At 64.3% G+C, this 17,819-nt stretch carries 14 protein-coding genes; 7 read left to right on the plus strand and 7 right to left on the minus strand.

Going from position 1 to position 17,819, the window contains the following annotated elements; genetic code table 11:
* The first annotated feature begins 94 nt into the window (after positions 1-94).
* Together QOH60_RS05055 and QOH60_RS05060 are read left to right on the plus strand one after the other, a co-directional pair.
* The gene (locus QOH60_RS05055) at positions 95-2,263 is read left to right on the plus strand and encodes a xanthine dehydrogenase family protein molybdopterin-binding subunit (protein WP_526417756.1); all 2,169 of its coding nucleotides are present in this window, start codon (positions 95-97) and stop codon (positions 2,261-2,263) included.
* Between the two features lie 92 nt (positions 2,264-2,355).
* Positions 2,356-2,838, plus strand: coding sequence for a hypothetical protein (locus tag QOH60_RS05060; protein ID WP_526417758.1), 483 nt, complete (start codon positions 2,356-2,358; stop codon positions 2,836-2,838).
* Here the strand turns inward: QOH60_RS05060 and QOH60_RS05065 are convergent.
* From QOH60_RS05065 to QOH60_RS05080, 4 genes are all read right to left on the minus strand, one after another.
* Positions 2,835-3,116: a YdeI/OmpD-associated family protein gene (locus tag QOH60_RS05065; RefSeq protein ID WP_526417760.1), complete on the minus strand. Its 282-nt coding sequence runs from the start codon at positions 3,114-3,116 to the stop codon at positions 2,835-2,837. The genes QOH60_RS05060 and QOH60_RS05065 overlap by 4 nt on opposite strands.
* A gap of 197 nt (positions 3,117-3,313) precedes the next feature.
* Positions 3,314-4,987, minus strand: coding sequence for a serine/threonine-protein kinase (locus QOH60_RS05070; protein ID WP_526417762.1), 1,674 nt, complete (start codon positions 4,985-4,987; stop codon positions 3,314-3,316).
* Positions 4,988-5,046: 59 nt separating this feature from the next.
* A complete protein-coding gene (locus QOH60_RS05075) occupies positions 5,047-5,610 on the minus strand; it encodes a hypothetical protein (protein WP_526417764.1) in 564 nt (187 codons plus the stop codon).
* Positions 5,611-5,717: 107 nt separating this feature from the next.
* Entirely contained in the window at positions 5,718-6,920 is a 1,203-nt protein-coding gene (locus QOH60_RS05080; protein ID WP_526417766.1) for a hypothetical protein, read from the minus strand.
* Positions 6,921-8,228: 1,308 nt separating this feature from the next.
* On the opposite strand from QOH60_RS05080, the gene QOH60_RS05085 reads away from it, so the two are divergent.
* Complete coding sequence (locus QOH60_RS05085) at positions 8,229-8,396, plus strand: hypothetical protein (RefSeq protein WP_526417768.1); 168 nt, start codon at positions 8,229-8,231, stop codon at positions 8,394-8,396.
* 21 nt (positions 8,397-8,417) lie between these two features.
* On the opposite strand, the gene QOH60_RS05090 is transcribed toward QOH60_RS05085, so the two are convergent.
* Positions 8,418-8,780 carry a metallopeptidase family protein gene (locus tag QOH60_RS05090; protein WP_526417770.1) on the minus strand — a complete coding sequence of 121 codons (363 nt, stop codon included), beginning with the start codon at positions 8,778-8,780 and terminating at the stop codon, positions 8,418-8,420.
* A 44-nt stretch (positions 8,781-8,824) separates the two neighbouring features.
* Positions 8,825-11,101 (minus strand): SDR family oxidoreductase, encoded by a 2,277-nt coding sequence (locus QOH60_RS05095; protein WP_526417772.1) that lies wholly within the window; start codon positions 11,099-11,101, stop codon positions 8,825-8,827.
* A gap of 291 nt (positions 11,102-11,392) precedes the next feature.
* On the opposite strand from QOH60_RS05095, the gene QOH60_RS05100 reads away from it, so the two are divergent.
* Entirely contained in the window at positions 11,393-12,079 is a 687-nt protein-coding gene (locus QOH60_RS05100; protein WP_526417783.1) for an ABC transporter ATP-binding protein, read from the plus strand.
* Positions 12,080-12,093: 14 nt separating this feature from the next.
* Here QOH60_RS05100 and QOH60_RS05105 read toward each other — a convergent pair whose 3' ends face one another.
* The gene (locus tag QOH60_RS05105) at positions 12,094-13,362 is read right to left on the minus strand and encodes an alkane 1-monooxygenase (protein ID WP_526417774.1); all 1,269 of its coding nucleotides are present in this window, start codon (positions 13,360-13,362) and stop codon (positions 12,094-12,096) included.
* Positions 13,363-13,558: 196 nt separating this feature from the next.
* On the opposite strand from QOH60_RS05105, the gene QOH60_RS05110 reads away from it, so the two are divergent.
* The 3 genes from QOH60_RS05110 to QOH60_RS05120 all read left to right on the plus strand — a co-directional run.
* On the plus strand, positions 13,559-16,036 hold the full coding sequence (locus tag QOH60_RS05110) for an FtsX-like permease family protein (protein WP_526417777.1): 2,478 nt from the start codon (positions 13,559-13,561) through the stop codon (positions 16,034-16,036).
* An 89-nt stretch (positions 16,037-16,125) separates the two neighbouring features.
* Positions 16,126-16,656 (plus strand): DUF2834 domain-containing protein, encoded by a 531-nt coding sequence (locus QOH60_RS05115; protein WP_526417779.1) that lies wholly within the window; start codon positions 16,126-16,128, stop codon positions 16,654-16,656.
* A gap of 134 nt (positions 16,657-16,790) precedes the next feature.
* A partial coding sequence (locus tag QOH60_RS05120; protein WP_526417781.1) for a fatty acid desaturase family protein occupies positions 16,791-17,819 on the plus strand: 1,029 nt, incomplete at its 3' end.

Below are 17,819 nucleotides of genomic sequence, written 5' to 3' on the forward strand. Positions count from 1 at the left end.
ATCCGACGGCTCAGGGTCTGGACAACCCTGGGCCGTCGGTGTTCGGAGCAACGGACCCAACGGCTTTCCCAGGAACCGTAGCTACGGTGGCGTTGTGACCCATCCGGCTCCCGCGGTCGCACCGGTAACCGGCCAGCCGGTCGCGCGCGTCGATGGTCGGCTCAAAGTGACCGGCGCTGCGACGTACGCGTCCGACAACGTGCCGCCGAACCTGGCCTACGCCGCGCTGGTCTGCAGCACGGTCAGTAGGGGCGCCGTGGCGAAGATCGATTCGTCCGCGGCGACGAAGGCCCCCGACGTCATCGCTGTCGTCGGTGACTTTCGGGGAGTGACCCTTCCGTTCGACCCGGCCAAGATCGCCTTTTTCGGCCAACCCGTCGCGGTGGTGGTGGGCAACTCCCTGGAGGCCGCCACCCACGGCGCGTCCCTCGTAGAGGTGCGATACGACGCCGCGAGCGGTGTGACGGATATCGATTCATCACAAGCGACTCCGCAGCCTGGGCAACGCCAGACCGACTACAGCCGAGGCGATGCCGACGCCGCGCTGACGAAGGCCGCAGTCGTGTCGGACCTGCAGTACTCAATCGTTCGGTACAACCACAACCCGATGGAGCTGCCGGCGACCGTCGCCAGCTGGGCCGGCGACTCGCTGACCGTGTGGGACAAGGCGCAGGGCGTCAACTCCGCACAAGCGGTGTACGGCAAGGCTTTCGGCATTCCGCCGGAGCGCGTGCGGGTGATCTGCCCGTTCATCGGCGGCGCGTTCGGCAGCGCAGGCGGCACCTGGCCCCATCAGATCATGGCCGCGTTCGCGGCTCGCCAAGTGCGAAGGCCCGTCAAGCTGGTGCTGACTCGAAAGCAGATGTACACCGGCATCGGCTATCGGCCCGCGAGCCGGCAGCGGCTGGCAATTGGCGCGGACCGGTCAGGAAAGATCGCGACGATCGTGCATGAAGGGCGCACGGAGTCGGCGCGCTACCAGCTGTTCGAGGACAGCATCACGGGCCCCGCGAAATACCTCTACAACAGCCCGAATATGCGCTCGACCTACCGGGTTGTGCCGCTCGACGTCAACGTCGGCTGTCCGATGCGCGGCCCGGGGGCAACCCCAGGCACGTTCGTGCTCGAATCGGGCATCGACGACCTCGCGCACCGCCTTGCCATCGACCCGGTCGAGCTGCGGATCCGCAATGAGCCCGACCGCGATCAGACGAACGGGCTGCCGTTTTCGACGCGACGGCTCGCCGACTGCATGAAGGAAGGTGCCGCCAAGTTCGGTTGGGCACAGCGCAATCCCGCTCCGCGCGCGGTGCGTGACGGCAACGAACTCGTCGGCGTCGGCATGGCCGCAGCGGGCTATCACGTCAATCGCAGCCCGTCCGACGCCCAGGTCCGGATCAACGCCGACGGCACCGCCGATGTCTTCAGCGCGACGGGCGACATGGGACCGGGCACCTACACGTCGATGACCCAAGTCGCCGCTGACGCGCTCGGACTGCCCATCAGCAAAGTACGATTCGCGTTGGGCGACAGCCAATTTCCCAAGGCGCCCTCTCATTCCGGCTCGCGGACAATGGCCAGTGTGGGCTCGGCGGTGCTGGCCGCGGCAAACATCATGCGGGACAAGCTAGTTCGTACGGCAGTGGTGGATCCCGCCTCGCCGCTTGCCGGCGCCGCACCAGGTGAAGTCACGGTGTCCGACGGCCGGATGTACCGCGTCGACGACCCCGGGCGTGGCGAAACTTATCAGGACCTGTTGCGCCGCAAGGGCTGGCAGAACAGCGACGCCACGCAGACCTACACGCCCGATGACGCGGACAAGCGGTTCTCGATGTATGCCTATGGTGCGGTGTTCGCCGAGGTGAGCGTCGACGAGGAGCTTGGTCGCGTGCGCATCCGCAGGATCTTCGCCTGCTACGACGGCGGGCGGATCATCAACCCGCTGCTCGCGCACAGTCAGGCGATCGGCGCGATGGTGATGGGCACCGGCATGGCATTGCTGGAGGGAACGCAGCTCGACTACCGCGACGGCCGAGTGGTCAACGCGAACATGTCGGACTACCTCGTGCCCGTCAACGCCGACATACCGACGCTTGATGCAATGTTCCTGCCTGGCGAGGACACCATCGCCGACCCCCTGGGGGTGAAGGGCCTGGGCGAGCTCGTCATCGTCGCGGTCCCGCCGGCAGTCGCGAACGCCGTCTTCAACGCGACAGGCAAGCGGATCACCGATCTACCCATCACGCTGGAGAAACTGCTCTGATCCGCCGGCGGGCCCGACGAAGCGCCGGCCGACGCACTACGCTTTGCGGAAACCAGTTCGCTGCCCCCGACAAGAGAGCACTGCATCGACTCATGACTGGACTCCAACGCCCGGCGCTCACCGTGGCCCGGATCGCCTTCGCCGGCGCCCTCGTCGGATCGTCGGCCCTGGTCACCGCGGCCGCGGCGAACGCAGGCCCCTGCGATCCCGCGACGCTGGCGATGACACCGCAGCCTCAGCTGTCGTGTGCTCCGCCAGATGCGCCTCCGCCCGACGCGCCTGCGCCACCCCCGGGGTCGCCACCGCCGGCGTCGGCACCTCTGAGCGACGGCCAGGGCAAGCCGTACGAGGGCCCGACACCTCCCCCGGGTATGGCACCGTACATCCCGCCGGTCGTCAACGCGGACGGGTCACCCGGGTCCTACGGTCAGCGGGGCTTCTTCCGGGACGTCTGGAATCAGTTCCACAACGGCGTTCCGTCGGACATGATCTACGGACCCGACCCGGCGGATTACGGTTTGAAGCCGGGCGACCCCATTCCTGCGGGGCCGCCGCCCGAGCCGCCGTCTCCCTAACTTGACGCCGCAGCCTTGCCGTTGCGTTCGCGGTGTTTGCATCCCGGCCAGCAGCAGGGCCGGCGCATGCCTTCCTCCAGCTCCTCCTGAGTCCGCCGGATGCGGCGCTGCCGCGTCTTGTCCTGCTTGGCATCCTCGACCCAGCAGATGAACTCGTTGCGTGCCAGAGGCGTGATGTCCTGCCAGGCCGCGAGTGCGGTGGCATTCGCCGTCAACGCCGTGCGCAGGTCCGCGGGCAGCTTGTGCACAACCCCACCGGGCACCTGTTGGCTGCTCATAGCGCCACCGTAATCGCTCGGCCAGGTTCAGTGCGTGCGGCGCCCCGGCTTTCACAGCAGTCACAGCGCAGAGAAGATCGTCGTTCTGCCCGTATCTTAGCGACAATTGCTCTCGAAACCCGTTGGTGTTCAAGAATTGTCGCTAAGAGGCGGCCAATCACCCTTTACCTTCGCAGCGATACGGAAGTGACTCACGGTCACGGTGGAAAGGTCTTCGCGACGGTCCCATCGGTGTTGACTTGCATGAACCCGACGCCTGGGGCCAACGAATGAATCGACATCTTCAGGCCGCCGCCTGAGGCGCCCTCGACGATGAGATACATCTGAGAGCCGTCACGCGCACCGATTGTTTGGGGCGCGTCCGCCAACGTTTTCGCGACTGCGCCCGCGTCGAATGCGCTGAGATCGGCGAGGATGTCGAGGGTTGAGGTCGACGTGGCCGGCCCAAAGGTCTGCCACGCACCTTTGCGATACGTGTACCCCTGCTCGACGTGGGTGTTCGCCGGATCGGGACGATTGGTCACGGCGTAGTCGGGGTAGATCACCAGCCGAAATCCCATGGTGTCGCCGAACCGGTCGCGCATCCCGGCGAGCAGGCCGGTCAACCCGTCGGCCGTCTGCAGCTGTGTCGGTCCCTGCGGCGCCGACGAGCTTGAGGTCTGCCCCGGCACGTTCGTGATCGGCGGAATGGTCGGTATCGAAAAGCTCGGGAGTTTGATCGACGGACGGTCTTGTTGGGTAGGGCTAGAGGCTTGTTGCTTCGAGTTCCCGCTTGGCCAGGTGACGACCAGGATCGTGCCGAGAATGATGAGGATGGCCAGAAGAGCGGCCGGTATCAAGATGGCCGGGCCGCGCCACCACGGGCGTCCGGTTTGCGCAGATTGCGAGTCGGGCACCGGGATCGGAGGCCAGACCGAGGGTTCGCCAGTCATCGGCTGTTGCGTCGACGGGCCCGCAGGCGCGGCGCTCGGCCCGGTGGCGGGATAAGGCTGCGGCGTTTGCCAATTGGACACCGGCGGCGTCCAATTCATCATTGCGGGAGCGGGCTGACCGGCAGGAGTCGGCGACAGGGCGGCACGCGCAGCAGCCGCCAGATCCTTGGTCGACGCGTAGCGCTCGTCGGGGTTCTTGGCCATTCCAGTGGCAATCACGTGGTCCATTTGTGGGGACACACCGGGCTGCACCATCGATGGCCGCGGCGGCGGCAGCGTCAGGTGGCTGGTGATCTGGCGTTCCAGACTGTCGCCCGGAAAGGGCTGGGACCCCGTCAGGCACTCGTACAACACGCACGTCAGCGCATAAACGTCGGAGCGCGCGTCGGCGACGTCACTGGTGAATCGCTCGGGGGCCATGTAAGCCAAGGTGCCGATCGTGGCGCCGGTGTCGGTCAGCTTCGTCGCCTCGGCCGCGCGGGCGATCCCGAAATCGATGAGGTAGGCGAAGTCGTCGTCGGTCACCAGGATGTTCGACGGTTTGACGTCGCGGTGCACCAGCCCGACGCGGTGGGCAGCATTGAGGGCGGCGGCGATCTGCTCGACGATCCACACGGCGCGCTCGGGTGGCAGCGGTCCGCTCTCTAGCAGCTCCTGGATGGTCTTCCCGTCGATCAGCCGCATCGTGACGTAGAGGCGTCCATCGATCTCGCCGAAATCGTGGATCGGGACGACGTGGGGCTCATCGAGCGCGGCGGCCACCTGGGCCTCGCGGCGGAACCGCATCTGAAACTGCGTGTCGTGAGCAAAGCTGGCGGGCAGCACCTTCAAGGCGACCACCCGGTTCATGGATGTGTCGAACGCCCGCCACACTTCACCCATGCCGCCACGGCCCAGCATGTCGACCAACCGGTAGCGGCCGAACTCTGTCCCGTCCACCGGCTAACCATATGAGCCAGTGGCGTCAGCTGCCAGCAGTTCCGCCAACGGCGCTCGGCCTACCAGGGCGCAGTGGCCCAACCCAAATACGTCGCCCGGGGTGTGGGGTTCCAGCTGTTCATGACTTGAACGTTGTGGCCTGCGCCAGCGAGCCCTTTGTAGGGGGCCCACACGCCGCCGGAGACGAAGGTTCCGTCGCCTTGAGCAATGTCGACGTGGCCCGCACCTCCGTCAATGGAACTCTCCGAGAACACCAGCGCGCCGCGCGGGAAGTTCTGATCCATGTGGATTTGATTCTGGGCAGCAAGGTGATCGCGGAACTGCTTGGCTGTGGCGAAGCCAATACCGGGAACACCGTAGGCCCAGGCGACGAACTTTCCGCAGCCCTGATCACCGAACATGTCGCTGCCGACGGCTGAATTCGCCTTAGCGACAGCCGCATCCGCCTTTGATGACGATGGCGGCGGCGCGGCGGCCGGGGCCGGCCCGCCCGCATCGCACGGTGGCGCGACGACATCGAGGGTGCCGGTCTCGATGTCGACGTCGGCCACGAAATGGCCGTCGGACGTGCGGTACCACAAGTCGTCCCAGCCACCGGGGATGTTGAAACTAACTAATACCAAGCTCCCTGCAACCGCAGCAAATGCGCACCCGGAATGTGATTTGGGACACATCGGGCGGTGTCAAGCGGCATTAACACCTCCGCGCCGACGACGTTCGACTGCACGTCTCAGTTCGTGGACCCGGAATCGGCTGCACCGCTGCCACTTTCGGTGCTGGATGCGCTGTTGTCTGACGGGTGCTTGCCGAGGAGCCCGTCGATCGCGGTTGGCAAAGTCCCGACGGTTGCAGACTCTTGCGCGCTGCTTGGGGTAGTCGGGCCCGCACCGAGTGGGCTGGTGGTCACCGCCGGAGTTTGACCGGTGATCTGCGTGGGCGACGCTTGTCGGCCGTTCGCCGCCGGTGACGTCTTGGTCGCCGCCGAGACGAGCGAGGGAGTCGTGGTCCCCAGCGACGCCGCTGTCGGCGCTATTGCCGCTGCGGTAGGCGGTGCCGACACCTTCGACGGTGTAGCACTGGGCTGTACTCGTGCCGCCGCCAAGGGCGCCGCTTGTGCGCCGGCCGCCTGATCGCCCGTGCCGATGCTGAAGCTGATGCCGGGCGTGAAGCTGAAGGGATTGGTGCCGGGGGGTGCTGTGCCGTCGAAGCTGATGGCTGGGACAACGGTCAACGTGAAGCTGAGAGGACCGATCTGAGTGGTGGTTTGCAGACCGCCAGTCCAATATCCAGTGCCGAGGCCATTGCCGTATCCCCAGTCGGCGATGAAGCCGGTGGTGCCGGTGTTGGTGATGAGCCCCGGTATACCGGCTTCCCACTGTCCGAGGTCCACGGCGTGGATGTCGTCCAGCTGACGATTTTCCAGCACTCTGCCGTTGGGTGGTTGCGTGAAGGCCAGGGCCTTGAGGACATTGAGGTTAAAGACTGCAGGGCCAAGCCGATTGGCGGTCGACAGGATGCCTGCGACGTCCGCGATGCCACCGTTGCCGCCGCCGAACGTATTGTTGGCCGTCCACCCCGTGTTGCCGGTGCTCCCGATCAGATCGGCTAGCCCGACCGTCCACGAGCCAATGTCTCCGGCATTGAAAACCGGTTGGGTTCCGGTCGGATTGGTCTCACTGGGTGTGACGATGAGGCTGATCGTTCCGTGATTTCCGAGGTTAAACGTCAACGGTCCGAACTGGTTTGCGTTTTCCAGCGCGCCCGCTCCGAATAGTGTGTCGCCCTTGGGGCCATCGAGGATGGGGGTGATTGTCCAGCCCGCATTGGCGGCGCTCCCGCCTAAACCGGCCAACGGTAGTGCCCAGAGGGGGACGTTATTGACGTAATCCCCTGTCGTATAGGCGTCGACGATGGCGGTGATCGCGGCTGTCAAATCTGCGGGATCAACCAGTGTTGCCGCGAAATGCGTCGCGGCCGCGCCTTGACCGGGTTCGACGAGCGCGGCGAGTTCTACGCGGTTGCCTTCGCTGCTCGGCGGCGATGCAAGTAAGGCGCAAACGAGGGCCGAAGCTGCAATCGTTGCCGCGGTGACCGCAAGGCGCGGACGAGCTGCCGGTCGTGCTTGCCGTCGTCGGCGATGAACCGGCCGACTCGTCGGGACCGTGATTTCCGTCGCGCTGGCTGCGGATCGGTTCCGACGGTGCCGGGCGCGGCGGTCCGACCGTGAGGTCGGGACGTCGGCGTCTGGAGGGTGCGGCCAAGCGCAGGGCAGTCCGATGGCACCGCCGCCCGCTCCGGCCAGTCCCGCAATGGCGAACGAGCCCAGTACTTCACGTGACCGGTGGTGCCGGTTGCGGCGAGAGCTAGCGCGTGTCGACGACTGCTGATTCATGAGGACCCCCCCACGCGAAACCGAGTTTGACAATCGGAGCTTACGCTAACTCGGCCGAAAAATATGGATAACTAGACAAATTTTCAAGATCGACATTCGCAGGAGTGAGATCGCGCCTATGGATTAACTAGGTTTCTCGGGTAATGGTCCGGGTTGGATCACTGCGCATCTGGATACACACGAACAACGCGCCGGGATCCCCGCCTATGACCAGGCTATACGGACAAAACAGGAGCGACCGGCTGCGCGCACCCGGCGATGATTGTGGCCATCCTTATTACTAGATTGTTAGCTCTAGCTCTATATCATCATTTGCGAGAGCGCATAGTCAACCACCGATTTCCCATTGACTGCGGGGACGCTTAATGGTTGCTGAACAGCCCGATGCTCGAATTCACCCCGGGGTCAGCCACGATGTTGGCGAACGGGAGGCGACCGTAGTGCGCGCTGAACTCGGTGAGCATCGTCGTTTCGATCTTCGCGGCGTCGGCGTCTTTGGTGATGCGCCAGCGACGAGTAGTTGACGGTGATCGACGAGCTGCCAGATTTGCCGACCACCCGTGTGACCGACCGGTGCGCCGGCACCGTACTGCCGAAACTCGTTGAGTCGGTTGCGTAAACCTCGCTTGCCGCTCACACCGGCATTGGCCTTGCCGATGTAGACGATGTGCCAACCCGGCATCCGCAGCGCAGCCAACTCAGGCGGCTCGGCGCTCGGACGTACAACGACGTACACGCCAGGGTCGATCGGCACGTCAGCGTGTGGAGGCTGCGCGAACGACACCCACCCGCGGAAGCCCGAAAGATCGATGGGATCGGGCAGCGCATCGTCTCGGCAGCGTCGACAAGATGCTTCGGTTGTCGCCTGCTCCTGCCCGGTCGGCGTGGCCGGAGCTGCTGTGCACCAAGCTCACCGCCAACATGAGCCGCAGGCAATGGAACGACTGGGTGTCACCAGATATCGACTACATCCCCGTCTGTCCCGGCCTCCCCGTTCCACCGGACAACCCCAGTTGATGGTGAACCCACGGCAGGACGTCAGTAGCGATCGATCTCGATCAACCGCTCGTCGCTGATCCCGAAATGATGCGCGATCTCGTGCAGCACAACGTGTTTGACCGCACGGTATAGACGATCGGCGTCGCCGTGGGCGAGTCGCGTGATCGGCACGCGGTAGATGCTGATCTTGTCGGGAAGCACGCCGCCGTACATGCTGTTCCTTCGCGGCAGTGGTACGCCCTGGTAGAGACCGAGTAGCGGCCGCCCGTCGGGTGGTTCCTCCTCGACGACGATCTCGAGGTTGCTCAGTGCGGCGCGGAGTTCGGCAGGCAAAGAGTCCACGGCGTCGTCAATCGCCTTTTCGAATGGATCATCGAGACCCGGCTCCGAAGGCGAATCCACCTCCGCAATGGTGCCAGACTTGGTGCTGCAAGAGTCGCCCTGGATCAGCAGGCAGCGACAGTTTCTTTCGCCAATGCGGCGATGCCACAGTCCCGAAGTTGGGCTTCGCCGGCTGCGCAGGCTTCGACGACTGCCTGTAGATCTGCGGTGGACAGCCGACTGGAGGCGCCCGCGAACCCCGGGTCGATAACGCTGGCACCGAAATCGAGCCACTTCGGATCCGCTTCGACATCCAGAAATCCGGCAAGCCGCTTTAGGGACAACGTGGGGTCTGCTACGAGGTCCGAGTACGACAACCGAAGGTATCGCTCTGCAGGCAGGTCGGCCAGCGCTGCTACGCCGATTGCGATCGACTCGCTCCACATCCGGGCGAATCGGGCGACGGGAAGATTCTGACTCATGAGGTAGTCGAGGTCGCAGCGGTCACCGACCAGGGGTGCGAGCTCGATCGGTATAGCCGCCGGGTCCAGCCGCAAACCAGGGCCGCGGCTCTCCGGGGTGAGGTCGAGCAGTCCCAGAGCGTCCTCAATGAGCGCCATCAGACGAAAACCAGTGTGCTGGCTCATTGAGACCACTGTGTCGGGGCCGTGTCGAAAGAGGTGTACGAACTTCGCGTCGGGGAATGTTTCACGAAGCCACGGGACACTGCTGAGCGACATGGCCGAGCGCTCCACCACGACGCTGCCACCGAAATGTGCTGCGAGCCAGCCGAAGAGCTTCTCGTAGTGCATGCGAGGGGATTGTTGCGGCCATCTCGGAACCTCCGCACCAAGGGCGTGGAAGACGCTGTCAGGGTCCGGCGACAGATGCGGCAGCGTCATCATCGAGATCGCCGGAATCCCGGTCGTATTCGCATCGAACCGTGTTCCCTCCAGGCTGGGGTAGATGAACTCCGGCATCCCGGCGCCGCCCCGGACCATGGCGTCGAATGCCGCGTGCGGCTCGGCGAGACTGCGCCAGAATTGTTCGCCTGACAGTGGTTGATCGACCGAAAGCAACGTGCGCACGGAAAGGTAGAACTCGTTGAGGCTGAGCACATCTCGGTGACCGCTGAGAATTCGCGATAGCGCGGTCGATCCACTTCTTCCGACGGTGACGATGAACGTCAGCCCCCTCATCGGGCTGACCGTGTCGGTGCTGCGCTCAGCAACATCGCATTGCGGAACGACATGCACGAAGGGTTGAGCCGATCGCGCCGAGGCACTGGATTTCTTCGGTGCAGGCGGGACTGAGAAGTGTCGTTTGTACCCGCCCACACCGGCGACCAGATAGCTCAGGTCGACAACGGTCTGGCCGCTGGGCTCACCAAGCACTGCTCGCGCGGCGGTCGTGTCGAAGGTTCGACTGTGCTGCAGGTAGGGAATGAACCCCTTCGCCCACCGTAGGCGCCTTTCCAAGAAGTTCGGGTCTTCGATCGGGTGGTCCACCACCGACGCGCGAATCGGCGACACCGCGTTGAACACGTCCACCAGGGTTGGCACTGCGACGTCGTGGTGGTGAACTACGTGATAGGTACTTAGACCATCCGGAGCAAGGCGTACGAGGCGGACCATGGCCGCGGCGGCTTCGCCGACCGGCATGTAGTTCAAGTGCCCGTCGGGATCACCTTTGAATCGAATTGCCACCTTCGTGTTCAGGGGTCGTCCGGACATGCAGAGCAGCCGCAGGGCAAGCTCGGCCGACTTCGACAGATAAGACAGAGGATGGAGCGGAAAGTCGGGATTCGGCGGCCGATCGGAGATCAAGGCACTCGGCCGAAGCACGACCACCCGGCGTTCTGTGCGTTGTGCCCAGTCCCGTACCAGCGACTCGGCCTCGAATTTGGACCTCTCGTAGTTGTTCTCAAATCCAGCCTCGCTCCGAAAATCTGTCTCGTAGATCAAGCCGGACCGGCGCCCGCCGGCGACGAACGCAGTCGACATGTGAAACACATCCGGCGCCCTCGACCCGGCTTGCGCGAGTTCGAGGATCCGTGCGGTGCCGTCGACATTCACGCGGCGAAGCTCCGCAAGATCGCCGTCCAACTCCACACTTCCGGCGCAGTGCAACACGGCGTCGACACGGTCGGCGAGGGCCTGGAACTGCTGTTCCGGCAGTCCAAGGTTGGGTTCGCGCAAATCGACCGGCACAACGGCCAACCGCTCGCGCAGGCGCTGATCGGTCCAGCCCCGCTCACCGATGATGGCGAGCGCCTTCTGTATCCGAGCGATCGGTTCGGATTGCGGCCGAGCCAGAAGTGTGAAGGTTCCACTGCCCCGGAGCAGTTCGGCTACAAGGTGAACGCCGAGGAATCCGGTACCCCCGGTGATAGCCCAATGCATCGAAATCACTCCATCCGGGATCGCCCCGCGAATCGATGACGCGTCCACGGCTTCAAACGACCCGTAGAAGCACCTCTGGTCGCGAATTTACGTCGCAGTCATTGATCGTGTGGCAAATTTGCAGAATGGATACCGCAAAGCCATCGAGCCCGCGGTAGTTGTTTGCTTATGCAAAGGACGCACGCGCCGTGACGTTTGCTCTCTCAACGATTTTCGCTACGTCGCGTACCCACCGGTGAGACACTTTCATGGCCTTCCAGCAGAGGGGACGAGGTGCCACTGAGCGTCGAAATGTCCGATGTCGTTCGGGAGTACCGCGCGGGCGGACACGCCGTCCGAGCCTTGGACGGGATCACGATGCGGATCGACGGTGGGCAGTTCGTTTCCGTGGTGGGGCCCTCCGGCTCGGGGAAGAGCACACTATTGCACCTGCTCGGTGCGCTCGATTCACCGGATTCAGGATCAATACGATTCAACGGCGTCGAGATCGCGACGATGACGGATGACGAGCAGTCAAGTTTTCGCCTCCACAAGATGGGATTCATTTTCCAGTTCTTCAATCTCCTGCCGACGCTGTCGGCATGGGAGAACGTGGCGATCCCAAGGCTTCTCGACGGGCAAAAGCTGCGTCGAGTCCGGCCCGACGCCGTGCGCCTGTTGGAAATCGTCGGTCTGGGTCACCGAGTCGATCATCGTCCGGCTGAGTTGTCCGGCGGGGAGATGCAGCGGGTCGCGGTCGCACGCGCGCTGATGATGGATCCACCGCTGATCTTGGCCGACGAGCCATCAGGAAACCTGGATTCGGCCACTGGCACGGCGATCGTGGAATTGCTGCGAAGCGTGGCGCACGACGAGGGAGTCGACCGCTCGGTAGTGATGGTGACGCATAACTCAGAGGCGGCTTCGGCGGCTGATCGGCTCATCACACTGCAGGACGGTGCGGTCAAGTCGGACGTTCTGGCCAACCACGTAACCTGAATCCGGTTGTGCCGCTATGGTTCCCGCGAAGTTTCGTAGCGTGCGATCAGCTTCTCCCGCTTGGCGGGCTGGAGGTGCGCTCGGGAGATATCACCGCCGTAATGGGCAAGCACGCGCCGGTCCATCACCTTGCGCCACGCCGGCGGGAAGTGGGCCAGGGAGATCATGCTGGCGTAGCCGCTCGGCAGATTCGGCGCGCCGTCACAGCTGCGCAGCACCTGGTAACGGCGAGTCGGGTTGGCGTGGTGGTCGCTGTGCCGCTGCAGGTGGTACAAAAAGAGATTGGTCACCAGGTAATCGGAATTCCAGCTGTGCTCCGGCGTGACACGCTCGTAGCGACCGCTGGCGGGCGCCGATCCTCTTCGCGCAAGCGGCTCATCGATCTTCTGCCGGAGCAAGCCGTAGTGCTCCAGATAATTCACGGTCTCCAGCAGCACGATTCCGAAGACTGCCTGGATCGCGATGAACGGGATCAGCGCCGCCCCGAAGATCGCCAGCAGCACCCCCCACAGCACCACCGACATCAGCCAGCCGTTGATCACATCGTTACGGAGGCCGAACACGCTCTTGTTCCGCAGGCGCATCCGCTGGGCCTCCAGGCGCCACGACGAGCACAGGCTCCCCCAAATGCAGCGCGGCAGGAACGCCCACAGGCTCTCACCCATGCGCGCGCTGGCCGGGTCTCCTGGTGTGGCGACCCGGACGTGATGGCCGCGGTTGTGCTCGACATAGAAGTGGCCGTAACAGGTCTGTGCCAGCGCAATTTTCGACAGCCAGCGCTCTAGCGCGTCCTTCTTGTGGCCAAGCTCGTGGGCGATGTTGATTCCCACCGCTCCGAGCATTCCCACCGACAGCGATAGCCCGATCTTCGCGGTCCATGGCAACGACCCCGGATAACCCAGCCAGCTCAGATTGTGGGCGGTGAATAGATACGCCGCCCAGACCACGCTGGCGTATTGGAGGGGGATGACAGCGTAGGTGCAGTAGCGGTAGTACTTGTCGTTCTCCAGCCGCTCCATCACTTCGTCTGGCGGATTCTGCCGGTCCGGCCCGAAGCGCAGATCAAACAACGGCAACAGCACATAGATCAGCAACGGGCCGACCCAGAACAACGTCTGCGCTGCGATGTGCCGGTGGAATTGGTTCAGCACGCAGATCATCGGCGTGACGATGAAGAGAGCGCTGGGCGCGAGCAGGCCGCACAGCCACAAATACCGCTTCCGGTCACGCCACCCTAGGGGGTCGACGGCCGAAGCTGGCTGCCCCGAAGCTACATCGGTCACTAAACGTCACCTCCTGTACCGCATCACGTCGGAGGGAGAAATTGACGCTACAGCAGCCTTTGTTGTACGGGACGACATTGGCAAAACAAGCCGATTCCCTCCGGACGCAGGCCGCGATCCGCACAATGGTGAGTTGCTGGCTGGCGAATGGCCGGATCAGGGCTGCTGTACTGGCTGGTGGGTAACAGGCGTGTTTGTGGACCGCGTACGCGCGCTCAATCTGCGGGAGCTGCGACGGCATCCCGCCCGGACAGCGATGTCGCTTGCGGTGGTGGCGATCTCGGCGACGCTGCTGGTCGCGGTCTTGGGCATTGCGGGCTCGATCACTGGTTCCTCTAACCGTCTCGTCGCCAGTATCGGCGGCAATGCGAGCCTCGAGGTTTCCGGGGCGACCGACACCGGTTTCCCGCAAGCCATAGAGGGCGACGTTGCGAAGGTGCCCGGTGTCGCCGCCGCGGTGCCGATGCTGCGGACACCGATCGGCAAGCCTTCCGAGCGTGTGCTGCTGCTAGGTGTCGACGACAAGGTCAGGGCCATGCTGAGCGACCTCCAGCGCGCCGTTGAGAACGAGATCGGCCCCCTGGTCAGGCAGCCCGGCAAGGTGGCGGTCGGGACCGGTAGGGGGCATGCGGTGGGCGACTCCTTTCCCCTGGGCAACGGGACGGTCACCGTCGCGGCGGTGATCACCGGTGCCGATGCCGATCGGGTCAACGGCGGCAATTTCATCGTGGGGCCGCTGCCATTGATCCAGCGTCTAACGGATCGGGTCGGCATGATCGATTCGATCCTGATCATCGCGGCTCCAGGGGCGGACCTCGCCCAGCTGCGCGCCGGCGTCACGGCCGCAGTAAACGGCCGAGCCATCGTTGCCGAGCCGGCCTTTCGGTCCGCGCAATCCGGCGGAGCCATTGCGATCTTGCGCATCCTGATGCTCTTGGCGGCGTCGACATCGCTTGTCGTCGCCGGGTTCCTGATCTTCAACGCGATGAGTATGGCGATCGCCCAGCGGCGGCCGGCGATATCGATGCTTCGCGCCATCGGCGCCAGGAAGCGGCAGATCGTGGGTGACCTGCTGATGGAGGCCGGTCTGGTGGGGCTGGTCGGCGGGGTCCTCGGGTCGGCGCTGGGAGTGGTCATCGGCAGGCAATCGATCGGTGCCCTGCCCGCGGCGATCCTGCAGGGGTTCGAGTCGCGAACCGAATACATCCTGCCCGGCTACGCAATTCCCATCGCCGTGGCCGCATGCATCGTCATGAGCGTTGTGGCGGCGGCGCTGGCGGCCCGACAGGTGTATAGCGTGGAGCCGGTCGAAGCCCTGGCCCCCGTCGGGGCGTCCGCTGCTGATGCCGTCGCGCTTCCGGCGCGGGTGGCGGCGGGGTTCTTCGGCGTTGGTCTCATTGCAGCGGCGATCGTGGTCGCAGCCCACGACCTGGGAAGGCTTTCCGTGGCGGCGATCGGGCTCGTAGGTCTCGGCGAGATCGCGGTGTGTTTCGCCTTCGCGGGCCCGCTAGTTGCCGCGGCAGCGGCGGGCGCCCGAGTATTCGGTGCGCCCGGGGCGCTGGCAGCGGCGACGATCGAACGGGCGCCGCGCCGAGTGTGGGCAACCCTGATGACTGTGCAGATCGCGGTGGCCATCACCGTGCAGAGCACCGGCTCGAATATGAACGCCATCGATTCCGCGGACGCGAGCTTCGCCTCGTTTCGCGACGCTGGGTTCTACGTCAGCTCGACCGGTCCCGGCGTGTTCCCGACGTCGCCGGTTTTGCCGCAGGACACCGAATCGCGAATCGCGTCGATCCCGGGGGTGGCCCGCGTCGTTCCAGGGCAGACGGCCTACGCAACCGTCGCTGGGAGGCGCGTACTAATTCAGGGAGTCGCGCCCGGCTCGGTCGCGCCGCCACTGAGTGCGACGAACGAGCAAGTGCGAGAGCAGGTTCTGGCCGGCGACGGCGTCGTCGTATCCCGCGACATCGCCCGCACCTTACGACTGCAGGCCGGCGACGTATTGATGCTGGCCACTCCGACCGGCGAGCGGCCCGTCCGCGTCCTGCAGGTGGTGCCGTTCTTCTCGGTACTCGGCGGCGTCGTTTCGATGAGCCTGACCCAACTGCGCCAATGGTTCGACCGGCCTGGCTCGACGATTCTTGCCGTTGACCTCACCGCAGGAGCGGACCGCCACAGGGTGGAGGCGATGATTCGCGACAGACTGCCCGCCGATATCTACGTGTATTCAGGTGAGGAGGCGGCCAGGGCAGTCGGCACGTCCGTGGCTAAGGCCACGGCACTCATCACGGTGATGGCGTGGATTGTCGTCTTCGTCGCGGGCGTCGCCTTGCTCAACACGCTGATGCTCTCGGTACTGGAGCGGCGGCGCGAGTTGGGGGTCTTGCGCGCGATGGGCTCGTCACGGCGCTTTGCTCTACGTACCATCCTCGCCGAGGCCGCTGGCCTTGGGGTCGTCGGTGCGGCGGCGGGAGCACTGATCGGTGCGGCCAACCAGTACCTGAGTGCGTCCGCACTCACTCATGTGCTCAACATCGAGGTCGTCTACGCTCCGAGCCCGCTTGCGCTCTTATTCGCTTGCGCCGCATTCGGTTTGACACTTCTGGGTGCGGTCCCACCGGCCGTTCGGGCGGCGCGCCTCGACATCGTCGAGGCGGTCGCGGTCGATTAGCCAGCGCCACAGTTGATCGTGTTGATAACGCGACGCTTGTAGTGCCGCACATGATTCACTGAACCGATGGTGCTCCACAGGCCTACGAGGTGATCACCCTCATCGCACGGCCGGTTCTTGGCGTCGCGCTCATCGCGCTCATCATCGCGTCGAACCGGCACATCTTCCGACGCATACCGAGCGGACCGCAGGTGTCGGAGATGGAGTGCGTGTACTACGTGATCGGCGTGGCATCGGTTGCATTGGCGTGGTACTTCAATGTTCGGTATGTGAGCCAGTATTCGACGGCTTGGGAAAATCCCGTCTGGGGCAAGGGTGGCTGGACGGACTACGTCAAGTTGATGTTTGCCAATCCCGCCGCCAGTGCCGCTAGCCAGGGTTTCCTCGTCGCCAATCTGCTACTGCTACCGCTGTACACCATCGTCGATGGCTACCGGCGTGGCGTGCGCCGCCCGTGGCTGTATTTCGTATCGAGCTGGTTCATCCCTTTTGCGTTCGTGTGGGCGTTTTATCTGGCCACCGTCGATCGTCACCGGCGACTGGTCGCGTGCAACGCCTTCGACCTGACCACGGGATCTGCCGATGGGAGGCGCCCGAGGAAGCGGTTCGAAATGAATTGACGTTTCGACGGCGCGACACGTCACAGCGCGTAACATGCTGATCGCAGGGCCCGGCTAAACACACTGGTCAATGCACTACACGGCTGGAATCAGATGGACATTCAAGTGCTCGCCTTTCGAGAACGGCTCGCGTGATGCCCGCGGCAAACGACCATCGCGGTCGGGGGCAGCTGCGCAAGCTGCAGCCGTCTTACATCGGTCCTGACTTGCGGCGTCATACCGCACCAAACCCCTTCACCCTCCTCGCCTTCCTGCGATCGGAGATTCCGACGGAAGACATCTCGGCGAACCCGGTGGTGGCGCACCCACACAACACCAGCCGCACCATCCCTGAACGACTGCCGCCGGCCAAGATCAAGGAATTATCCGTGCTGCAGCCGGCGAGGGCGCTGATCGCGACCGCAGAAGAATGGGCCGTCATCGCCGCGGCGATCGCGCTCTCCGCGTACTTCTGGCACCCGGCCCTATATGTGATCGCGGTCATCATCATCGGCTCCCGGCAGCACGCGTTGATGGTCCTCGGCCACGACGCGTCGCATTACCGCTATCTGCGCAAGCGCTGGCAGAACGATCTGTTCGGCAACCTCTTCACGATGTGGCCGACCTTTGCCTCAGTGGAAGGCTTCCGCAAGTTTCACGGGACGCACCACCAATACACCAACCTCGCTAACGACGGAAACCGCAAGCTCTGGCACACCCACAACGCCCAGGGCGAGTTCGAACGCGAGTGGGTGTTCCCGAAGACGCGGCGAGGCTTGGCGCTGATCATTCTGCGCCGTGCCGCGTTCTTGACTGGGATCTCCTGGATCGTCCGCGGTATCGTCGGCGTGTTTTTCATCCCGCAGCCGCACTGGATGGTTGCCGCACGGCTCGCTTTTTATGCATCAATTGCCGCCGCTTTGACGTATGGCGGCGGGTGGCTCGGGTTCGTCTGGTATTGGCTTGTGCCGTTCTGCACCTGGCATATTGCGGCTCAGTACATTCGATTGATCTGCGAGCACAGCGCCGTTGACGCCGATGAGGACGAGTACAACGTCACCCGTACCACGCTGCCGACCCGGCTCGAGGCGATCTTCATCCTGCCGCGCAATATCGGCTTTCACATCGAGCACCACTGGTACCCGAGCGTCCCCTTCTACCGACTGCCAGAGCTTCACCAGCTC

It is taken from the genome of Mycobacterium sp. (assembly GCF_032159765.1).
Lineage (GTDB): Bacteria > Actinomycetota > Actinomycetes > Mycobacteriales > Mycobacteriaceae > Mycobacterium.